General features: G+C 40.9%; 20 protein-coding genes and 1 tRNA gene. 4 read left to right on the forward strand and 17 right to left on the reverse strand.

All coding sequences use genetic code 11. The features are described from left to right. Nucleotides 1-26: 26 nt before the first annotated feature. From HWY38_RS06560 to HWY38_RS06580, 5 genes are all read right to left on the reverse strand, one after another. Nucleotides 27-3,185, reverse strand: a complete 3,159-nt coding sequence (locus HWY38_RS06560) for a type I restriction endonuclease subunit R (RefSeq protein WP_095318553.1) — start codon at nucleotides 3,183-3,185, stop codon at nucleotides 27-29. A 21-nt stretch (nucleotides 3,186-3,206) separates the two neighbouring features. Beyond that, nucleotides 3,207-4,412, reverse strand: coding sequence for a restriction endonuclease subunit S (locus HWY38_RS19190; RefSeq protein ID WP_224181486.1), 1,206 nt, complete (start codon nucleotides 4,410-4,412; stop codon nucleotides 3,207-3,209). Further along, entirely contained in the window at nucleotides 4,402-5,994 is a 1,593-nt protein-coding gene (locus HWY38_RS06570; RefSeq protein ID WP_224181487.1) for a type I restriction-modification system subunit M, read from the reverse strand. The genes HWY38_RS19190 and HWY38_RS06570 overlap by 11 nt, the downstream gene beginning before the upstream one ends. Nucleotides 5,995-6,014: 20 nt before the next feature. Continuing rightward, nucleotides 6,015-6,584, reverse strand: coding sequence for a restriction endonuclease subunit S (locus HWY38_RS06575; protein ID WP_224181488.1), 570 nt, complete (start codon nucleotides 6,582-6,584; stop codon nucleotides 6,015-6,017). 555 nt (nucleotides 6,585-7,139) lie between these two features. Further along, entirely contained in the window at nucleotides 7,140-8,132 is a 993-nt protein-coding gene (locus tag HWY38_RS06580; protein ID WP_224181489.1) for a hypothetical protein, read from the reverse strand. A 701-nt stretch (nucleotides 8,133-8,833) separates the two neighbouring features. Between HWY38_RS06580 and HWY38_RS06585 the strand changes: the two genes are divergently transcribed. Then, the gene (locus HWY38_RS06585; RefSeq protein WP_224181490.1) at nucleotides 8,834-9,916 is read left to right on the forward strand and encodes a DNA sulfur modification protein DndB; all 1,083 of its coding nucleotides are present in this window, start codon (nucleotides 8,834-8,836) and stop codon (nucleotides 9,914-9,916) included. Between the two features lie 524 nt (nucleotides 9,917-10,440). Here the strand turns inward: HWY38_RS06585 and groL are convergent. Next, entirely contained in the window at nucleotides 10,441-12,075 is a 1,635-nt protein-coding gene (groL, locus tag HWY38_RS06590) for a chaperonin GroEL (RefSeq protein ID WP_003155941.1), read from the reverse strand. Nucleotides 12,076-12,116: 41 nt separating this feature from the next. After that, entirely contained in the window at nucleotides 12,117-12,401 is a 285-nt protein-coding gene (gene groES, locus HWY38_RS06595; RefSeq protein ID WP_003155970.1) for a co-chaperone GroES, read from the reverse strand. Between the two features lie 236 nt (nucleotides 12,402-12,637). Between groES and HWY38_RS06600 the strand changes: the two genes are divergently transcribed. Together HWY38_RS06600 and HWY38_RS06605 are read left to right on the forward strand one after the other, a co-directional pair. Further along, nucleotides 12,638-13,372 (forward strand): CPBP family intramembrane glutamic endopeptidase, encoded by a 735-nt coding sequence (locus tag HWY38_RS06600; RefSeq protein WP_224181491.1) that lies wholly within the window; start codon nucleotides 12,638-12,640, stop codon nucleotides 13,370-13,372. After that, nucleotides 13,369-13,560 (forward strand): YdiK family protein, encoded by a 192-nt coding sequence (locus HWY38_RS06605; protein ID WP_003155975.1) that lies wholly within the window; start codon nucleotides 13,369-13,371, stop codon nucleotides 13,558-13,560. Before HWY38_RS06600 ends, HWY38_RS06605 begins: the two co-directional genes overlap by 4 nt. Nucleotides 13,561-13,597: 37 nt before the next feature. Here the strand turns inward: HWY38_RS06605 and tatC are convergent, their stop codons facing one another. Genes tatC through moaC form a run of 4 tightly spaced genes read right to left on the reverse strand, consistent with a single transcriptional unit; the run spans nucleotide 13,598 to nucleotide 15,708 of the window. Further along, complete coding sequence (tatC, locus tag HWY38_RS06610; protein WP_007609791.1) at nucleotides 13,598-14,356, reverse strand: twin-arginine translocase subunit TatC; 759 nt, start codon at nucleotides 14,354-14,356, stop codon at nucleotides 13,598-13,600. Nucleotides 14,357-14,362: 6 nt separating this feature from the next. Further along, complete coding sequence (locus HWY38_RS06615) at nucleotides 14,363-14,533, reverse strand: twin-arginine translocase TatA/TatE family subunit (RefSeq protein ID WP_003155981.1); 171 nt, start codon at nucleotides 14,531-14,533, stop codon at nucleotides 14,363-14,365. Between the two features lie 18 nt (nucleotides 14,534-14,551). Next, a complete protein-coding gene (locus HWY38_RS06620) occupies nucleotides 14,552-15,199 on the reverse strand; it encodes a redox-sensing transcriptional repressor Rex (protein WP_003155984.1) in 648 nt (215 codons plus the stop codon). Continuing rightward, nucleotides 15,196-15,708 carry a cyclic pyranopterin monophosphate synthase MoaC gene (moaC, locus tag HWY38_RS06625; RefSeq protein WP_224181492.1) on the reverse strand — a complete coding sequence of 171 codons (513 nt, stop codon included), beginning with the start codon at nucleotides 15,706-15,708 and terminating at the stop codon, nucleotides 15,196-15,198. Before moaC ends, HWY38_RS06620 begins: the two co-directional genes overlap by 4 nt. A gap of 139 nt (nucleotides 15,709-15,847) precedes the next feature. Here moaC and HWY38_RS06630 point away from each other — a divergent pair, with 139 nt between their 5' ends. Then, nucleotides 15,848-17,776 (forward strand): ABC-F family ATP-binding cassette domain-containing protein, encoded by a 1,929-nt coding sequence (locus tag HWY38_RS06630; protein WP_224181493.1) that lies wholly within the window; start codon nucleotides 15,848-15,850, stop codon nucleotides 17,774-17,776. Nucleotides 17,777-17,998: 222 nt separating this feature from the next. Here the strand turns inward: HWY38_RS06630 and tsaD are convergent, their stop codons facing one another. The 6 genes from tsaD to HWY38_RS06660 form a co-directional block, all read right to left on the reverse strand. Next, the gene (gene tsaD / locus HWY38_RS06635) at nucleotides 17,999-19,039 is read right to left on the reverse strand and encodes a tRNA (adenosine(37)-N6)-threonylcarbamoyltransferase complex transferase subunit TsaD (RefSeq protein WP_224181494.1); all 1,041 of its coding nucleotides are present in this window, start codon (nucleotides 19,037-19,039) and stop codon (nucleotides 17,999-18,001) included. Beyond that, nucleotides 19,032-19,487, reverse strand: a complete 456-nt coding sequence (rimI, locus tag HWY38_RS06640) for a ribosomal protein S18-alanine N-acetyltransferase (RefSeq protein WP_003155993.1) — start codon at nucleotides 19,485-19,487, stop codon at nucleotides 19,032-19,034. The genes tsaD and rimI overlap by 8 nt, the downstream gene beginning before the upstream one ends. A gap of 10 nt (nucleotides 19,488-19,497) precedes the next feature. Next, nucleotides 19,498-20,187 (reverse strand): tRNA (adenosine(37)-N6)-threonylcarbamoyltransferase complex dimerization subunit type 1 TsaB, encoded by a 690-nt coding sequence (gene tsaB / locus HWY38_RS06645; RefSeq protein ID WP_224181495.1) that lies wholly within the window; start codon nucleotides 20,185-20,187, stop codon nucleotides 19,498-19,500. Further along, on the reverse strand, nucleotides 20,168-20,644 hold the full coding sequence (gene tsaE, locus HWY38_RS06650; RefSeq protein WP_224181496.1) for a tRNA (adenosine(37)-N6)-threonylcarbamoyltransferase complex ATPase subunit type 1 TsaE: 477 nt from the start codon (nucleotides 20,642-20,644) through the stop codon (nucleotides 20,168-20,170). Before tsaE ends, tsaB begins: the two co-directional genes overlap by 20 nt. A gap of 15 nt (nucleotides 20,645-20,659) precedes the next feature. Next, nucleotides 20,660-21,637: a thiamine-phosphate kinase gene (gene thiL, locus HWY38_RS06655; RefSeq protein ID WP_224181497.1), complete on the reverse strand. Its 978-nt coding sequence runs from the start codon at nucleotides 21,635-21,637 to the stop codon at nucleotides 20,660-20,662. Nucleotides 21,638-21,820: 183 nt separating this feature from the next. Then, a tRNA-Asp gene (locus HWY38_RS06660) sits at nucleotides 21,821-21,897 on the reverse strand. Between the last annotated feature and the right edge of the window lie 14 nt (nucleotides 21,898-21,911).

The raw sequence follows: 21,911 nt of genomic DNA on the forward strand, positions 1-21,911 counted from the left end.
TTCGCAGTAGTTGGCCTATATAAACTTTATCTCAACTCGCCATCCAAAGGTACAATGACTTCATCTAACGTCTTTCTCCACTGACGCTTCAACTCTGGTCCGTATTTCAATGGTTTTGCATCTGAATGTACGGCTTTATACTGATCAAATTGTTTGCTATTGATGATTCCCCCGATATTCGGAATAGGAGCTGCCCCTATCACATATTGAACTGCAGATAAATGCAGTTCATCTTCTTCCACAAACCAAGTATTTGCAAATTCATGAATTGCTTTGTCTCGTGCTTTCGTGAAAAAGCTTCGTTTCACGACAAGAATATCTTCCTCTTCATCTACGTTTTTCGTATCAATGGCATTTAACATCTCACGGTATACATCTTTAACAATGTCTGATTTCTCCAGTTTTTGAAGTGCGCTTTCGATCTCATCACGGATATTCTGGTTATTGGCCGAGTATGTTTCTAATAGTCGATCAATATACGTTGAATCAATATCATAGATCTTCACTGCGTTTTCTCCGTAGAATTCAATGTCCGAAAAATCCGGCTCCGGGCCATCTTGACGCTCTTCATCTATAAGTGAACCTTTCATCGTGTTATAGATACCAATATATTCTTCTAGTGTTTCCACCTGTTCTTGAAGTGCTGCTGATTTTTCCATATCATCATTGTAGTCATCATATGTCACTAACGCTTCGTAAGAATTGTTTAGCTCTTGAAATGCTTTCACGAACTCAATTCGGGTTTCAAGAGATGTGTGCTCATCAATATCGATTGGATTGGGAATTAACGTAGTTAGCGCTTTGTGGGCCTTCTTAAAACGTTTCTTCGATTCATCATACGTTGGATAAACAAGACTAGACTCCTCTTGTGCATGAGAATATAACTTCGTCGCATTCTTTACGTTTTGTTCCATTGTAAAAGGTTTACGGAATGTTACAATTAACCCTTTAGTCTTTCCTGGATACGTACGATTGGTTCTGGAAAAGGCTTGAATCAAATTGGCATAACTTAAATTTCGATCGACAAATAACGTTTGAATCGTTGGTGCATCGAAACCTGTCAATAACCGATCGACTACAATGACTAGGTCAATTTGTTTCCCAAATTCTTTAAATTCCCCTTTTTTACGAGCTAACCGATTGTTAATATCGCCGTTATATCGTTCAATATCTTCTATCGACCAAGCAGTGTGATAGTAATCGTTATAATCCTTAATAATCTCCATCATTTCATCTTGAGTTTGCTTGGAATCTTCCTCGTTTTCTTGCATTGAATACGTAATTGCAATACGGGGAAAGTCAGGATCCTCAATTGTACGACCTGTTCGGATCGGGTGTCCCGCAAACTCTTTCGTTAACCAATCTGGACCTGTCGTCATTTCTTTAATTGCCTGATAGTAACGTTTCGCCATATCAATGGAACTCGTTGTTAAAATAGCTGATTTTTGCGGGCGGCCGTTTTGAAAATCAAATTTAATATAGGCATTATCCGGCCTAAAAATCTTATGAATGACTTTTTGAATATGTTCATCATTCTCGAACGAAGATGGTTCAAGATATGCTTCTTTTTCCATTCCATCCATTTGATCAATCATATCGTTCACTTCATCTGCACTACAATTGGCGTATTTTTCAAGATGACGCAGTTGTTCAAAAATATGATTATTTAATGAAGTGAGCTCAATCGTATCTTCGTGCTCTACTTGAAACCCTAAAACAGCACCATCGTCTAACGCATTCTTAATGGTATACGTGTGCAAAACGTCTCCATATTGGTCACGAGTGGTACGAGCTAATCGACCTTTAGCCTGTTTTTTATTTTCATTAAATATCGGTGTCCCTGTAAATCCAAACCAAGTTGAATTTGGAAAGAATCCCTTAATGACTTCCATACCTTCTGCACTTAACGCACGATGGCATTCATCCACGACAAAGACAATATGTTGTCCTAGCAGTTTCTTAAAGCGCTGAGTACCTTTTTGCTCCTCTTGCCTTTGGGCATAGCGCAAGGCAGCTTCTAGTTTTTGGCGAGTGGTAATGATCACTGTATTCGAATTGGTATCAGACAATAGAATTTGACTTAACTCCTTTGCGCTCCCAGTTCCGACAATCAAACTATTTGATTTAGCATGACCAGAAGAAATCCCCGTGTTAAACTCAGACGCAAATTTAGTAAATTCTGTCGTCGTTTGGTTATCTAAGTCTTTTCGGTCAATGAGCATAATCGTGCGGTCTACACCTGTTTTGCGGGCTAATAACTTCGTAGAAACAAAACTTGTCAACGTTTTTCCTGAGCCGGTCGCATGCCAAACATAGCCGGATTGATGTTTCATGGCAGATGTAAACAAGGCTTGGATCGCATGAATTTGATACGGTTTTAATACTATTATAGCTTTGTTGTCTTGATCCTCACTTACAATTGTATAATCGGCAATCAATCGATGGGCATCCGGAATATTTAAGACTCGTTTAACAAATTCATAAAGATTTTCTACTTTTTGATTATCCTTTGTTCGCCAGCTAAAGATCCATTTCTTATGCATATCTTTTGGTAGCGCATTGGCGAAATAGCGAGTCGTTTGTTCATTGGAAATGACAAATAACTGCAGGGTAGAAAAGATATTATTTCGAAACATTCCTTCTTCTGCGTATTTCTTAATTTGATGATAGGCTTGAAATACGCCGTCTTTGGCACTGGCCTGCTTTAATTCAATTTGAACAATAGGCAATCCATTGATAAGAAGTGTCACATCAAACCGGCGATCACGTCCATCAACATTTGTCTTTTGTTTCGCAATCTGATGAACGACTTCGTATGTAGAAATGCCGCCCCCAATATCTTGATTGGAATACAGCACCAATGACATGGAACCTAATGAAACATCTTCACGTTCAATCGTTATACGAGCAATTCCATTTGCCCCTTTGAGCCATTTAGCAGCATCAAAGGGTGTCTGTGTTTTCGATAATAACTCTGTCTTTATTGTGTCAAATTCCTTATCAGTCATTGGATGTTCTCCAATTTCTGCTAAGTTATTTTGCGTAATCTTTTGACGCAAGTTCTTCCATAGGTCTTCTTCTGATTTTAAATCAGGACGATAATTCCACTGATTATTTCCCTCGCCCAACACTTCAATCAGGCGGCGCTCTACCTCTGCTTCATCTTTATGCTGGATCGTTGCCATATTTCTCCCCCTCTTAATACGTTAGACAAACATCTTTTGTAGGAAAGCTTTTTTCGTTTCTTTTAAGGCGTCTAATTCTCGTTGATGAAGGGTGATGGTGTCGTCTAGTTGTTTGAAGAAGTTGCCGATTTTAGTTTGCTCATCTTTGCTAGAAGTGTAAGGGAACTTAATATTTTTAAAATTTTCAAAGAATAAATACTCTCTTACGCTTCCTTCCGTATTTTTTCTTACCTCATCAATAAAAAATTGCGATTTAATAAATTGTAAAATAAACTCATTATCCAATTCCTCACTCATTTTTAATATTACATAAAGTGAGCTCACAATTACTGTTTTATTGAGGTCATTGAATGCTATGGAACCAACATTTATTCTAGCTGGATTGTATGCGAATTCATTAGGATTAACTAGCTTATAAGATGTTTTATCAAGATTATCTAATCGACTCCCATCAAATTGTTCTGATTGGCTAACTAGTCCCACTTTATTACTTACAGAATATGCTGGATAATTTTCACCCATTGTATTTTTCTTACCAGCCTTCGAAATAAAGTCTTTAAACTTACGCTGTTCCCACTCTCCAGTAAATCCAGGAAACCGAACCTCCGGCACAGACTCCCCTTCTTTTGGAAACATTTTTTGCAAGAATCCCTGTTTTGTTTGTTTGAGGGTAGTTAGTTCTTGCTGATGAAGAGCGATCATGTCGTCTAGTTGTTTGCAGAAAGAACCGACTTGGATTTGTTCATCTTTATTGGTAGGTAATGGTATAATTAAATCTTTTACTATAGAGCCTGATAAATTTCCTTGTCCGCCTTGCAAGTAGGTATTAATAATTGTACTTTTTTGTTTCTTAAGCCATTGAATAATAAAGTAAGAATCATCATCGAACTTAGGTTTTATTGCTAATATTGCTTGATTAATAGCACCATGTATTTTTGCTATACCAACTTCTCCGCTAGTTGCACCATACAAAGCATACAGGATAACACCTTTTTCCACCATTTTAGCTGATGAGTTATTTAATCCATCTTCTGTTATGAACAGTTCAGTGCTTTTTGAATTAATCTCTGCAGACCTAATAAAAGGAATGCTTCCACCATAATATAATTTATTTCCTGCACTCGGTGTTCCACCTGAATAAGATTCAGTGAAATCTCCCAACTTTCGCTGTTCCCACTCTCCACTAAATCCCTCAAATCTCACTTCTGGCACTCGTTTATTTCCCACGCTTAAACACCTCTAACGCACCCTTGATCCACTCTGCATTTTCTTCATCATATTGTAGCGAAGAAATCATGTCATATAGGCTAGACTCTAATTCCTCTTTTTCTTTTCGAATGTCTTTGATTTTTGAGCCAATCGCAGCCATATCCACAGGTTCTTCTTCTTCAAAAGTATCTACGTATCGAGGAATATTCAAATTGAAATCATTCTGTTTGATTTCATCGAATGTTGCAACGTGGGCATATTTCTCAACGTCTTCTCGTTTCTTATACGTTTCGACAATTCTATCAATATGTTCTTTGGAAAGTTTATTTTGGTTCTTTCCTTTTACGAACTCTTTACTTGCATCAATAAACAACACATCACGGGTACTGCGATTTTTCTTCAAGATGATGACTGTTGTTGGAATCGATGTGCCAAAGAATAAGTTACCTGGCATACCAATCACGGCATCAATACTGCCATCTTCCAATAATTTTTTGCGTATTACACCCTCTGCCGCTCCACGGAACAGGACCCCATGCGGTAAGACGATGGCCATTGTGCCCGAATCTTTCAAATGGTAGAACCCATGTAAAAGAAAAGCAAAGTCGGCTTTTGATTTTGGCGCTAACTTGCCGTAACGATTGAAACGTGAATCATCTAAAAATGTAGCATCCGCAGACCATTTGGCAGAGTACGGCGGATTCATCAGAACAGAATCAAACGTATATGGCTCATCTGTCGGCCAATCTTTGTTCAATGTATCTCCATTGCGTAACCGCATATCTTCTTTATTCACACCATGCAAGATTAAGTTCATTTTCGCTAGGTTAAACGTCGTTGTGTTTAGCTCTTGCCCGTGGTATTTTATACTTTCTGGATGATGAATATAGTTTCGAATATTTAACATTAAAGAACCAGAACCCATCGTTGGGTCAAATACGCTAAACAATTTTTTGTCTTCTTGACCGATTGCGGCAATACGCGCCATCATGTCAGATACTTGGTGAGGCGTGTAAAACTCTCCCGCTTTCTTACCGGCTTCGGAAGCAAATTGGCCAATTAAGTACTCGTAAGCATCCCCAATCACATCTCCATCATGACTGATTACATTGACAGCATTTAATTCTTTCAGTACTTCCGTTATCGTAATGTTTCGTTGTTGATCATCTGATCCCAGTTTTTTTGATGTCAAATCCACATCATCAAACAGACCGTTGAATTGGTCATATTTCGTAGACAAATCGATAAATGCTTTATTCAAGTCATTCAGCTGAAACGTATTTTGTTTCGCTTGATTGGCTAATACATTGAATAAATGCTTTGGCGCAATATCATAACCTAATGTATCGACTAACGTCTCGATCAAATCATTTTTGATCTCTTCATCCGCTAATAAACTCCGGTACAATTGCGTTTGTTTTTCTTGTGTGTTGTATTCTTCTAAAGATTCATCTGCAATTTCAACGACTTTTTCTAATAACTTATCAGATAAGTATTTGTAAAAGATCAATCCTAATAAGTAGTTTTTATATTCTGATGCATCCATTTTGCTTCGCAAGCTGTCTGCGGCGCTAAATAATTTTGAGTGTAATTCAGCCATAGTTGTGTTCCTCACTTTTTCTATTGTTGGTCTAATCTCTTCAATGCCTCTAAATAAAGTTGCTCTTCAAGTACCGCTTGTTTCTTCGCCAAAGCTTGACGCTTTCGCAAACAGAAATAAGCATTTCCAATCGTCTGTTGTTTCTCAATACTTGGTAACTCAATTTCCAATTCTTTTAATATCGCTGGAGTCAATTTCGGTACATTACTTCCTTGCATGGAAATCGCCATTTGCTTTTTCATTGTGTGCGACTCATTTAATGCATAACATAAATATCGACGATCCAACTCATGATGTTCAATCATGAGTTTCGCAAAGTTTTGATTAATGATCTTCCCATGATTTAAGTCACTCACGATCCCAGCCTTGGAACTGACAAAGCTGAAAACAACATCCCCGACACTGCTCAAATAGTTTTCTTTATGATTTGATTGTTCAGCATCAGGACTAACTTGTGAGTCTAGAAACGAGCCATCTAAATCATTTATTAAATCCTCATATGTATAAGCAACTAATGTCGGATCATTTTTCTCATGTCCTCTAGAGAGGTTTCTCCCTATTTTAACTGTTACAATCTCTTCAAGTCGCATATCCCGCCCTCTTCAAAAAAGTATTTCTTTAGAATTACTTAGTCTAATACAATTTGAATCTTATCACTCTGAAAATACGCCGTCAATAATGTTTACGTATTTTTTAAGAATTACAAAAAAATTACTAGTTATAAAAAGTCGCCTCAATTCAAGTTGAGCAAACAATACATTGATCTAAGTAATAAGTGAGGTGACCTTTCTCCTACATATCAGAACTTAATTAGCTTGTGAATTTAAGTTCTATGCTTATGGACTTAAAAAGAAAAACTCAATCATGCAGAAATAAAGGCTATGGGCTGTCGTCTTTCAGGAATATTTTAAACAGCGGAAAAGACCTCCCGTGAATTTCCAAGAGGTCCTTCTAATCCTATTAATATTAAATGAATTCATTAAGAAGTTAGCATTTATCTACTCAAAACCTTCAGAATATCTAGAAAGAAAAATTATAACATTCCACCGATCATCTGGATCTATAGTAATAGTTAATAAAGAAATTTGTAAACCTACTTTTTAAATAAGGAAGTTGTAATAATATAATAGTTCAATAAAAGCTCTTTATTCTCCAAACAATTTTTCATAAACATTATTAAATAAATGAATTTGGGCTGTCCGAATAATCCAAATGGTGATATTATGATACTTCACCTTATTGTGTGTTGAAGTATTGACCGTTACATAAGGGTCTCCGTAAACGATTATTTGTTTATTATGTTTTTTGTAATTAGATTCCACATATTCGATTAACTTTTCATGTTCCTCGTAGATATTCAAACTTACACTCGGAATATGCCTGAAGCCTTCTGTATCCGTATCTTCTACATAAGGTTTTTCTAACTTAAAAGAATAATACTTTTTATACTTTTTGTCCTTTTTTATTTGATACTCCTTTATCATTCCTTCTATACATATAGGGTGCTTCGGCTCCGGCTTAATTCTAAAATACTTCGATAATACTAGAAACTCCTTATAATCAGGACCAAAATAAAATTTATCCCAACTAATCGTCTTGCTCTTATATTCTAACTTTAAATGTTTTTTTACATCCTTATTCTCTTCCATTTTAGAACGCAGAATCATGATATCTTTCATCCTGCTTAGATAGGGTGCCATTGATCCACTATTTTTATATATCTTATTCGTACCATCTCTTTTTCCTGTTGGATTTATGGTTGTTCCTTCTTCCTCTTCTTTTGGCGGTTCCAGCATTGCTTTCTTAACAACTTGCAGCCTTATAGCATATTGATCTTTTTTCTTCTTTTCCATGAAGTCCTTCAATGCCATTGGTTTACGAGCTATAATTTCAATCTGCCCAAAAGTATTATATCCACATTCCCCTTCATGTTCGAGACCTTTTTCCAAGCGAAAGTAAGGAGATACGTCAATCACTCTATTTTCTAATTGTCTCTGTCCTGATCTTCTAAATGATAATTCTACCTCACAATAAGGGCATGTGAACTTTTCCCCATTCAATTCCTGTTTATCTGCCTCGATATTCGTCATGAGTTCTTTTGTTTTAGCATAAACCGCCTTATCTATTTTTACCCCCATATATATCACTCCCTTCTATTACCCAACTAGTTCACTATATAAAAACAAATTTTTCTTTGAAGTTTAAACAAGAGTAAAGTTTCAAACCTTCACACTTGATTTTCAACACAAATCATCTCTTACACTTGTTATTGAAGAACTATACTTTCTGTATTTTTTAATCTTATCTAATATTTATAAATCCGAACTCCACACACAGTGGCTATTTGACTTTAATACCTCGTTCCCTAAATTGTAGAGTGTAAGTACGTTTATTTAACAAAACCCCTTTTTAAGCCTACTCCATTTTATTTTACTCAAGAACCGAATGACTTTACTAATTTCCAAAACTAGAGTATTTATTTTCATTGTCACTTTCCAAATCTATTGTCGTACAAATGATTACTTTATTACTTCAAAACACAAACTAATCTCTTCTATAATCATATTAATATACTCTATACAATTTCACGAGCCGCTCATTATTCATCATTAAACAACAGGTCTTTTTATTTGTCAAACTTTTCATAAGAAATTAAATCCAATTATTAATATTACAGCAAAAACATTTGAATATCATGGAACATCTCCTACTGAGCGGCTGTGTAACCATTATAAAGAGATGTTTTTTAGCGGCTTTAAAAACCTTCGTGAAAAAACATAAAATTGAAAAAATTCATATTAGTGATAAATTTAGCACATAACAATTTTGAGGTGATAAAATGTCTGTAACAAATTCAATTAAAATTTCATTTAAAGGTTCAAAAGTAAGGCAATTTGGAAAGGATACTTATGTAACAATGATTCCTTTTAATAAACTTGAAAGTTTTTTTAAGGTTTTTCCAGAAGTTCAGCGTAAATTAAATAAGCCCCGTGTTAAATCAATTGCAAAGTATATTTTAGATGGGATTGATAAAAAAAGAATGACTTTTTTTAGTGCTATTACAGTAACATGTAAAGATGAAATTCAATATAATGAAGAGTTATCAACTATTGATGTCGATATCAGCACTATCTTCTCTATAAATGATGGACAACATCGATCAGAAGCAATTAAGTTAGCAATTTCTACCTTGAAAGGAGGTATTGAAAATTCAAGTAACAATAATGAAAAAGATAGACTAATAGAAAAGCTTAATATTTTGGAAGGTATGACTATTCCTGTGGTTATTTTCACTGGAATTGATCAGAAAGGAGAACAACAATTGTTTCATGATTTAAATCTTTTAGCTGGAAAGCCTAACAAATCAATTGCATTGAACTTCGATTCAAGTGATCAGTACAATAGATTAGCTAAAGATTTAGCTCAAAATAACGAACAATTACTAAGATTGAATATCGAAACTGAAAAAACACAAATACGTAGCAATAATAATCAAATTATGGTTCTTTCCACATTAAGAAACATGTTGTGCTATATAATCACAGGTGCAAATAAAGATAAAGAAAGCAAATTAAACATCGAGACTTATAATGAATTCCATAATACGCTTGATGAGATTATTAATTTACTATTCGAAGTATTGCCAGAAGATGCTTCGAATCGCGAAAAGTACATTATTGGCACAGCGGCCACACTACAAGGAATTGGTAAGTACTTAAACGAAGTGATTTATAATCAAAGTACTATCGATTGGGAAGGTGAAATTAAAAAGTTAGGCACTATAGATTGGTCTCATAGAAGTTCTGTATGGGAAGGTTACGGAGGTAGCTATATTCCTGAAAAAAATAAGTTTGTTTATACTGGTACTAGCGCTGGCATTAATGGGGTATATGAAGCTTTAATAAACGCTTTGAAAAAATGATAAAAAAATGAGCCGCTCATTTTATAAAGCGGCTTTTTTTGCAAAATTTATAAAGGATTAAAAATTTTTTTAAAAGTAATTAACTGAGTCTCTCAGGTTATTCCAACGTCATATGCTCTTAATCCGATAAGTTTTCTCCTCCGACCACGAATTAATCCTTTCCTGCTAACACAATCGTTCCGACACGATCACCACCAGAATTCCTCTTTATTTTTAGACTTTTAAAAAGCAGCCAAAATAAGAACTTTACCCCACACTCATTTAGACATACTTATACTTTTTATTGAGTGAATCTAAAAACAGGACTTGGACATACAGATATTAATATCTCAATGAATTTCTATACACTCATGAACTTAAATAGATAAGAAAAGGCCTCCCAACAGTTTAGTAAACTGATGAAAGACCTTCTCCTATAGTAAGAACTATTCTTGCGTGCATGGTATGCCTTGACTTTTAGAAAACAAGGACAAGAAACATATTATCATTTCAGACGTTGATATAATAAGGTTTTTACACCCTTATTACATCATTCCTCCCATACCGCCCATGCCGCCCATGTCAGGCATTCCTGCGCCGCCGGCGTTTTCTTCCGGTTTGTCAGCGACAACGGCTTCAGTTGTTAAGAGCATTGCTGCTACAGAAGCTGCGTTTTGCAGGGCTGAACGTGTAACTTTTGTCGGGTCAACGATTCCTTTTTCGATCATGTTTACCCATTCGCCGGTTGCAGCGTTGAAGCCTACGCCGATTTTTTCGTTTTTCAGGCGCTCAACGATGACAGATCCTTCAAGACCTGCATTGTGCGCGATTTGACGGATCGGCTCTTCAAGCGCGCGAAGCACGATGTTGATACCTGTTTGCGCATCGCCTTCAGCTTCAACTGCAGCAACTTTGTTGTATACGTTGACAAGCGCTGTACCACCGCCGGATACGATGCCTTCTTCAACAGCTGCGCGAGTTGAGTTGAGGGCGTCTTCGATGCGAAGTTTACGCTCTTTCAGCTCAGTTTCAGTCGCAGCGCCGACTTTGATGACTGCTACGCCGCCGGCAAGTTTCGCAAGACGCTCTTGTAATTTTTCTCTGTCGAATTCAGAAGTTGTTTCTTCCACTTGAGCGCGGATTTGGTTGACGCGTGCAGCGATTTTTTCAGTGTCGCCGGCGCCTTCTACGATTGTTGTGTTTTCTTTCGTTACCACAACTTTAGAAGCGCGTCCCAATTGTCCGATTTCAGTAGATTTCAGGTCAAGGCCTAAGTCTTCTGTGATTACTTCTCCGCCTGTAAGAACAGAGATGTCTTCAAGCATTGCTTTACGGCGGTCACCGAAGCCAGGAGCTTTAACGGCAACAGCGTTGAATGTGCCGCGAAGTTTGTTGACAACGAGTGTAGCAAGAGCTTCCCCTTCAACATCTTCAGCGATCAGAAGCAATGGTTTGCCTTGCTGTACAACTTGCTCAAGCACAGGAAGGATTTCTTGAATGTTTGTGATTTTTTTGTCTGTGATTAAGATGTAAGGATTGTCAAGAACCGCTTCCATCTTATCAGAGTCAGTCACCATGTAAGGAGACGCATATCCGCGGTCGAATTGCATACCTTCAACAACTTCAAGCTCAGTTGTGAATCCTTTAGACTCTTCGATTGTGATGACGCCGTCGTTTCCTACGCGCTCCATTGCTTCAGCGATAAGGCTTCCGACTTCCTCATCAGCAGCAGAGATCGCAGCAACCTGAGCGATAGACTCTTTGCCTTCGATCGGCTTAGAAATTTCTTTTAAGTTTTCGATTGCTACAGTCACGGCTTGTTCCATACCTTTACGCACGCCGACAGGGTTAGCCCCCGCAGTTACGTTTTTAAGGCCTTCGCGGATCATAGCCTGCGCAAGTACAGTCGCAGTCGTCGTACCGTCACCAGCAACGTCGTTTGTTTTGCTGGCTACTTCAGCTACAAGCTTCGCACCCATGTTTTCAAACGCATCTTCAAGTTCAATTTCTTTTGCGATTGTCACACCGTCATTTGTAATTAACGGAGAACCGAATTTTTTCTCCAGAACCACGTTGCGTCCTTTTGGCCCTAAAGTTACTTTTACAGCGTCAGCAAGCGCATCGACACCGCGAAGCATAGCGCGGCGTGCTTCTTCACTAAACTTAATATCTTTTGCCATGTTAACGAAACCTCCTCGAATTTTTAAAAATATTTATTTGCTTAGCCGATTACAGCTAAAATGTCGCTTTCACGTAAGATTAAGTATTCAGTACCTTCGTATTTCACTTCAGTACCGGCGTATTTTGAGAAGATAATGCGGTCGCCCTCTTTTACTTCTAAAGCAACGCGCTCTCCGCTTTCCAACACGCGACCTGAACCGGCTGCCACGATTTTGCCTTCTTGCGGCTTTTCTTTTGCAGAATCCGGTAATACGATTCCGCTGGCAGTTTTTTCTTCAGATTCTACGAGTTCAATGACAACGCGATCACCTAATGGCTTTAACAATGTAATAACCTCCTCAATAGTATGAATATGTAATTTTAGCACTCAGCTCTAAAGAGTGCTAACACAGTTATTATAATAAAGAATCTCACTTCCAATTTCAAGTCATAAGAATAAAAAATTTTCACGCTTACATGATTCTCTCTCGCACTGATTTTCTCCTTTTTTCACGTCAAGTTCACTTGTGTTACAATAAGAACAAATAAGTTGATTTTATAGGATAAAGGAGTACATATCATTTGAGAAAACAGTATTGGTATATCATTTTGACATATGTTATCATGCAGCTTTCCGCATTGATCGGCATTCCTTTAATGTACAAATTCGGCTATGCGGGCGGGCACCCTACGAATGAGAATCTCACCATGGCTCAGGGGATTTATTCCGTCGTAAGCTTTTTTATCTGCCTGATTATCGTTCTCTTGATTTTGAGAACCGCGCCGAAGCAGACATTAAGAAACGGGAAGAAAGCATCCGCCGGCATGTCCGTTCTCTGGGCGGTCGCGGGAATATGGCTCGCTTTATTTTCTCAGGGAATCGCCGGGATGATTGAGCAGTATGTCTTTCATGTGGGCAGCGGTTCCGAAAACACGAAAGCCATTCTCAACATTATTAAAGCCATGCCGCTCATGATTATCGTTTCTTCTATCGTCGGGCCGATTCTTGAAGAAATCATTTTCCGGAAGATCATCTTCGGTGTATTATATGAAAAAACGAATTTCTTTATCGCCGGACTGATCAGTTCCGTCATTTTCGGCATTGTGCATCAAGACCTCACGCACCTGCTGCTGTATACGGCCATGGGCTTTACCTTTGCGTTCTTGTATGTGCAGACGAAACGGATTATTGTGCCGATATTCGCCCATGTCATGATGAATACCATTGTCGTGGTCATGCAGCTCGGCCCCGCCCAAAAATATATTGAACAGCATAGTGAGCAAATGCAATTAATTATTGGAGGATTGTTTGTATGAGGAACCCAATGACTTGGGGCTTGATTTATTTCGCAGTCGGCTGTATCTTTACGTATTTGGCCGCAAGCTCTCCGGGAAGCATGTGGTCTTTTTATTCCATACTGCTGATGGTTTTCGCCGCTTATAATATCAGCATCTCGTTTAAAATGTTCGCCTTCTCATTTAAAGTGAAAAAAAATCAAAAATAAAAGAAAAGCCATTTCTCATCATTGAGAAATGGCTTTTTTATGCTGATACGTCCTGGTCAGATTCACTGCCGGTCTGCCTTTTCCGGTACGCCGCTTTTGAAATCAGGATACTGATCTCGTATAAAATGCAAAGCGGAATGGTAATCATCAAGTGAGACAGCAGCTCAGGCGGCGCAATCATCGCGGCGATCACAAGCAGCACAAAATATGCGTACTTCCTGATCTTCGATAAAAACCTCGGCGTGATAACACCGAGTCTCGTTAAAAACATGATCAGCACCGGCATCTGAAACAGCAGTCCGAACGGAATCGTCAGCTGCAGCAGAAAATGAAAGTACTCGGTGATCCCGATCACCTGGTTGACATCGAGGTCATTCGAGACCCGCTTCATAAAATCAACGACCAGCGGAAATAAAATATAATAAGAAAACGACACACCGCCGACAAACAGCACGATCGAAATCGGAATATAGCTGAGTGTTACTTTGCGCTCCTTCTCGTACAGACCCGGGCTGACAAACGCCCAAATCTGATAGAGAATAATCGGCGAAGTCAAAATGATGCCGATGATAAACGCGAACTGCAAAAAGATAAACAGCGGATCCGTCAGGTTAAAAGCATTAAGGGTGAGCTCTTTTACTTCATCGGCTTTTTGAAGATACACAATGATAGGTTTTGCCAGAAAAAAGCCGGCAATAAAGAAAACCGTAAAGGATAACGCCACAATCAGCAATCGTTTCCGAAGTTCGGCAATATGCTCCACAAGCGTCATTTGATTCACTCTCATACGCGTCATCCTATCTTACTGTTCTTCTTTCTTTTTTTCCTCTTCTTCACCGGCTAATCCCTTAGTAGCGTTCTTAAATTCTCGAAGCGTGTCCCCCGCCGCTTTTCCTAATTCGGGAAGCTTCTTCGGACCGAAAATAATCACCGCCACCACACCGATAACCGCCAGGCTTCCAGGACCAATCATGTGCAGCTCCTCCTTTCGCTATTCAATTTCTTCCAAAACAGAATAATGCTTTAAGAAATAAACCAATGATTGAAGCTCTACAGCTAAATCTATATGATGAATTCGAATGTGATCCGGCACATTCAAACGGGCCGGCGTAAAGTTAAGGATTCCCTTGATTCCGAGCGACACGAGCCGGTCGGTGATTGACTGGGCGGCAACCGCCGGAACGGTAAGAATCGCCACGGGTTCATCCTTAATGTGAAGCTCTAAATCATTAAGATCAAAGACAGGCACACCGCCTACCTCAGTTCCTATTTTACTCTGATTCACATCAAAAGCCATAGATATTTTTGTGTTATTATTTTTTGTGAAATTATAGTGAAGAAACGCCGTCCCTAAATTCCCGACACCGATCAAAATGACGTTCGTCGTTTCATCCTGATCCAGTGTTTTTCTGAAAAATGACAGCAGGTAATCCACATTATAGCCGTATCCTTTTTTGCCGAGCGCCCCGAAATAGGAAAAATCCCGGCGGATCGTGGCCGAATCGACTTTTACCGCGTCGCTCAGTTCAGCTGATGAAACACGCTGCTTTCCTGACGCGTGTAAATTCTTTAAAAAGCGATAATAAAGCGGCAGCCGTTTTGCCGTCGCCTGTGGAATTTTTGATTGATCCTTGTTCATGATTGGTCCTCCACTTTATACTCAGATGCATCTCTTTTAAAATCACCGTTTTTGCCTCCTGTTTTTTCCATGAGGCAGGTCGGGCCGATGACCATTCCTTTATCCAGCGCCTTGCACATATCATAAACGGTCAAAGCGCAGACTGAAGCGGAAGTTAGCGCTTCCATTTCCACACCTGTACTCCCTTTCGTTTTTACGCTTGCCTGTATATGAAGAACGGCTTCGGAATCGTTTTCCTCCCAGCCGAATGAAATGTCGACGCTGCTTAAAGAAAGCGGGTGGCACATCGGGATAATCGCTGACGTCTGTTTTGCGGCCATAATTCCTGCCACCTGTGCGACAGCCAGCACGTCTCCTTTTCCGATCTCGCGGTTTTTGATTCTGCTGTACACGTCATGCTTCATGTGTACGCTGGATATCGCAGCGGCAGTACGGACTGTTGAAGATTTATCGCTTATATCCACCATGCGGGCACGGCCTTCTTCATTAAAATGAGAAAATCCATTCATATTTAAACTCTCCTTACTTCTGATCATACACTATTTTCTCCCTGATGTCTTATCCTATAATGTTCCAATTCTGATGTATTGTTTGCTGACAGCAGGTTGATAAGCTACACTTAACTTATTATAACAGAGGTGAAATAATATGATGATCTTACAAATTAATCAGCTATCCAAATCTTTTGGCGCTGATCCTATTTTAAACAATATAAAGCTTGAAGTCAGATCTCGGGATCGCATCGCCATAGTAGGCAGAAACGGAGCCGGCAAATCAACTCTCCTTAAAATTATCGCAGGTCACCTTTCATATGAAAAGGGTGAATTAATCAAACCGAAAGAATTAACGATGGGATATCTTGCCCAGCACTCAGGCTTGGAATCCCAGCTTACCATAAAAGAAGAACTGCTGAGCGTTTTTGATTTCCTGAAAGCAATGGAAAAAGAGATGCGCTCTATTGAAGAAAAGATGGCCACGGCCGCCCCCGCGGAGCTTGAGACGCTGATGAAAACCTATGACAGGCTTCAGCAGGATTTCAAGGATAAAGGCGGCTATCAATATGAAGCGGATGTCCGATCTATCCTTCACGGCCTCGGCTTCGGAAAATTTGACGATTCCGTGAAAGTGCAAAGCCTGAGCGGCGGCCAGAAAACAAGGCTTGCGCTCGGAAAGCTGCTGCTGACCCAGCCTGATCTGCTTATTCTGGATGAACCGACGAACCATCTCGACATCGATACGCTTACATGGCTTGAGCATTATTTACAGGGATATTCAGGCGCAATCCTGATCGTTTCCCACGACCGATACTTTCTTGATAAAGTCGTCAGCCAAGTGTACGAGGTCTCACGGACAGAAAGCAAAAAATACCTCGGCAACTACAGCGCCTATTTAGAACAAAAAGCCGAGCAGTATGAGAAAGACCTGAAGCTGTATGAAAAACAGCAGGACGAAATCGCCAAGCTTCAAGATTTTGTCGACCGCAATCTGGCCAGAGCTTCTACAACGAAAAGAGCTCAAAGCAGACGAAAACAGCTTGAACGGATGGACGTCATGGCAAAGCCGCTCGGGGATGAAAAATCAGCCGCCTTCCGTTTTGACATTACAAAACAGAGCGGAAACGACGTCCTGCGCGTACAGGATGTTTCCATCAGCTATGACGGCCAGCCGCCGCTCTTGAAAAACCTTACCTTCGGCATCACAAGAGGCGAAAGCGCCGCCCTCGTCGGACCGAACGGAATCGGCAAATCAACCTTGCTGAAAACCATTATGAATACAATCACTCCGGAATCCGGATCGATCACGTACGGTTCCAATGTCACAATCGGCTATTATGATCAGGAGCAGGCTGAACTGACCTCGTCCAAACGCGTGCTGGACGAGCTGTGGGATGAATATCCGGACATGCCGGAAAAAGAGATCAGGACATGCCTCGGCAACTTCCTGTTCAGCGGAGACGATGTCCTGAAACCGGTCCGCTCGTTAAGCGGCGGGGAGAAAGCAAGAGTCGCGCTTGCCAAGCTGATGCTTCAAAAAGCAAACTTTCTCATCCTAGATGAACCGACAAACCACCTTGACCTGGACAGTAAAGAGGTGCTGGAAAACGCCCTGATCGACTACCCGGGAACACTGTTATTTGTATCGCATGACCGCTACTTTATTAACAGAATCGCCACAAGAGTGCTGGAGCTGTCACCTGATCATGCAGAAGAATATTTGGGAGACTATGACTATTACACCGAGAAAAAAGCCCAGCAGCTGGAACTGGAAGAAATGAAGCGGCAGGAAAAAGAGCAGGCTCAGCCTGCCGGCAAAGTCAAACAGGATACGAAAAGAACTTACGAGGAAGAAAAAGAATGGAAGAAGAAGGAACGGCAGCGCCTGAGACGTATTGAAGAAATTGAAGCAGCCGTCTCATCCGCCGAAGAGAAAATCAGCGCCAATGAGGAGCTGCTGTGCGATCCTGACGTGTATCAGGATCATGAAAAGGTACAGACCATTCACGCGGAGAATGAAGCTCTGAATCAAGAGCTCGAAAACTTATTAGCAGAATGGGAGGAACTCTCCTCAGAAGAATAGAAAAAGTCAAGCACCTCTTTAAGGGGTGCTTTTTTATCCACAGCTATCCTCCTTGTCAGCCATGTAAGTAAGCGTGTTATACACACTATCCACAAAATTTTCTGACTTTATCCACTTTACTAACAACTTACAGCCTCTTATCCAGCCTGGATTTCTGAATATAATCACAATCCTGTGGATATGTTAGAATTATCTGTTAATAAGTAAAAAAAGCCTCACGTTTTACAACGTGAGACGATCAAAGGATGTTAATTCCAAACCAGGCTGTCCGTTCATATCATATGAGCCCTTGATCCCCTTTTCAAAAGCAACGGTTCCGGCAGCCGCAATCATCGCTGCATTGTCCGTGCATAAAGAAAGCGGCGGGATGATAAGCTCGGGATCTCCCGAATGGCTGAATTCCTGCTGCAGTGCGGCTCTCAGCCCTTTGTTAGCGGCTACGCCCCCTGCCAGCAGCACTTGTTTAACCCCGTATTCTTTCGCGGCCTTAGAGGTTTTTGCCGTCAGTACATCAATGACACTCTGCTGAAAGCTTGCGGCAAGATCCTCCGGAGGAATCACCTCATTTTTTTGCGAGGCGTTATGAAGCGTGTTAATCACGGCTGACTTCAGGCCGCTGAAGCTGAAATTGTAAGACCCTTCTTCCAGCCACGCACGCGGAAGCGGAATGGAATCCGTTCCCACAGCAGCCAGCTTATCAATCTGCGGCCCTCCCGGATAAGGAAGCCCCATCGTTCTTGCCACTTTGTCGTAAGCTTCGCCTGCGGCATCATCCAGCGTTTCACCGATAACCTCGAATGAACCGTGCTCTTTCATATAAACCAATTCCGTATGTCCGCCTGACACAACCAAAGCAAGCGCCGGGAATTGAAGTTCTCCTATCAGCCTGTTTGCATAAATATGGCCCGCGATGTGATGGACGCCGACTAACGGTATTTGATGGGCAAAGCTTAACGCCTTTGCCGCATTGACTCCGATTAACAGGGCTCCGACAAGTCCGGGTCCTTCCGTTACAGCAATCGCATCAAGATCATCAAAGCCCATCTCCGCTTTTGAAAGAGCTTCCTCAATCACAAGGGTAATCTGCTCCACATGATGTCTGGACGCTATTTCAGGCACGACCCCGCCGAAACGTTTATGGCTTTCTATTTGAGAAGCGACAACGTTTGAAATAATTTCATTCCCGTTTTTTACGACTGAGGCCGCTGTTTCATCACAGCTTGTTTCGATTCCTAATACATAAATATCTTGTTTTTCACTCATGTAATGTCACCCACATTAATAACGCATCTTCCCCGTTATCTGTATAGTATTGTTTTCTGATTCCTCCGGCCTGAAGACCGAATTTTTTATATAAGGATTGGGCGGGATGATTTGAGACCCTGACTTCGAGAGAGAGCCTTCTTGCCTTTTTTTCTCTGCACAATTCTATCGCAGAGCGAAACAGCGCTTCTCCCAATGATTGGCCCCGATATTCCGGCTTAATGGCTATGTTCGTAATCTGCGCGTCATCTATAATAATCCAGATTCCGCAATACCCTGCCAGACAGCCGTCCTTTTCAATGACAAGGTAGTGGGCATACGGATTTTCCAAAAGCTCATGATAAAATGAATCCTTCGTCCACGGAGAAGTAAAGGATGCTGTTTCAATTTCATAAATTTGATCAATATCTTCCGGCCGCATGCTTCGAATCGCCGTTTTCGTTTTCATCCCTATCACCCTATTTTTGAGATTCCATCCATTTCGCTTCAGCCTCTGCCAGACGCAAATAATCCGGAACAAGGCTGTGGACATCCGTTTCTTCTTTTTCCAAGCCTAAAAACGCCAGCTCTGACGGCCGTGGATTATGCTGTGCAGCCGTTCCTATCACTGCTTGAGATGTAAGCTCATGCAGAATGGTTTCTTCATGAATGGCTGTATCGTGCCCTAAAAATAAAACCGGAGACGCTTTTTCTTTCAGCATGCCGAGCCAATCAGTCAAAAGAACATTCTGATCAGGAAGAACGGATTGTAATCGGCCGTCCTGATATTCATAAAGTCCCGTATATACCTGTCCGCGCCGGGCATCAAATAACGGGCAGATCAGTCCTTGAAAGTGCCGTCCGTTAGCCGCCAGCACCTCCAGACTCGAGACAGCGGAAACCGGAAGCTTCAGCGACCATGCCAATGTTTTTGCCAGTGTCACACCGATTCTGACACCTGTGTACGATCCCGGTCCTTTCGCCACCGCTATTTTTGTAAGGTCCTGCGGTGTTAGGCCGCAATCCTGCAGCAATGAATTGACAGCAGGCATGGCCCGCACGGAATGATTCTTTTTTAAATATGTAATATACTCCGCCATCACCGTTTTGTCACGAACGAGCGCGGCACCCAGCGTGTAATTTGACGTATCAATTGCCAGTATTGTCATGTTTATTTATCTCCTCACAAAGCGTTTCATACCGTGTTCCGCAAGCCGTAAAGGTAATGTCCCTTGCCTCATCACCGGCTCTTGTGATGACGATCTGCAGCCGTTCAGCAGGCAGCTGATCCTGAATTAAATGAGCCCATTCAATTAAACAGACGCCTTGTCCCTCAAAATATTCTTCAAGCCCTAAGTCTTCGCTTTCATCCTCCATACGATACACATCCATATGATATAGAGGAAGCGAACCGTCATGGTATTCTTTTATAATTGTAAAAGTCGGGCTGTTTACCACTCTCGTGATTCCCAGTCCTTCGGCAAAACCCTTTGTAAAAGTCGTTTTTCCCGCGCCTAAGTCGCCTTCCAGTGTCAAAATGTATCCCGGCTTTGCCAAAGAAGCGGCAAGCTTAGCTACGGCTTTCGTTTCTTCGGGGTTTTTCGTTCTCCATTGTAATGTCTTCAAAGTGAGTCACCCGTCTTATTTAAAATGATTGTATCCTTTTTTCTCAAGGACGATTTGTCTCTGATCATTGGCTGTCAAAAGAACACAGGCTTCCTTCCGTTCAGATACCGCTCCTATCTTCGCAATCGGAATGCCTGATTGAGTGCAGTAATCAAGCAAAGAAATCCACTCTTGCTGAGAAACCGTTCCAACCAATTCAAAATCTTCACCGCCGAATAACACCCATTTTCTCCACTTAGAATCTGCCTCAGACAAATCCGGATGCACCGGCAGAAGTTGCTCTTCAATTTCTATCGTAACTGAACTTGCCGCAGCTATTTCATGCAGCTCACTGGCCAATCCGTCACTGATATCATTCAGAGCCGCGCGCTGAAGCTGAGAGCAGAAGCGGCCGACCTGAACTCTCGGAACGGGCCGTTTATGTTTTCGAATAAAATAATCACTCGTATGAAAAGCAGAAGGGAGTGTTTCTCCCAATAAAAGAGACAGTCCTGCTGCAGACGAACCGATATCCCCCGTAACAAACACAACATCCCCGGGTCTTGCCGAGCTTCGCAGACAAGCGCGATCCTTCTCAACTTCTCCGATGACAGTAACGGTAATAACAGCTTGACCGGAAGCGGAGACGGTATCTCCCCCGATCAAATCCATTTGATATAGTTTCGCCAGTTCCGCCATTCCTTCATACATTGCCTGGACGTCAGCTTTCTGCCAGCAAGAAGGAACCGCTAGAGACACCAAATAAAACTTCGGAATGCCTCCCATCGCCGCCACGTCACTAATGTTAACAGCAAGCGCCTTATAACCGATATCATGAGGAGAGGAATACTCTAATTTAAAATGGACATTCTCCACCATTGTATCAAGGCAGATAATTTGCTGCATATGGGGTGACGCTGTATAAACCGCACCATCATCACCGATCCCTACATCGACGGAAGGATGATGATGCGAATGCGGCGTAATACTGTGAATCAAATCAAACTCATCCATATATCTCCCGTCTCCCTTTCTGACGCTCTTGTGAAATACAGCTCTTTCTAGTGTATAGGATTATGTTTCAATATCCAAGACTTTAACGATATAAAAGAAAGCTTGGTTAGATACCAAGCTGCCAGCATTTAAAAGAAAACACAAAAAAAAACGAAAACATGATCGTTTCGTTTACAATAAAAATGGCGGTCCGGACGGGACTCGAACCCGCGACCTCCTGCGTGACAGGCAGGCATTCTAACCAACTGAACTACCGGACCATTTTTTGGTTGCG

Origin of the sequence: Bacillus sp. KS1, assembly GCF_020075515.1 — a bacterium.
GTDB lineage: Bacteria > Bacillota > Bacilli > Bacillales > Bacillaceae > Bacillus > Bacillus velezensis.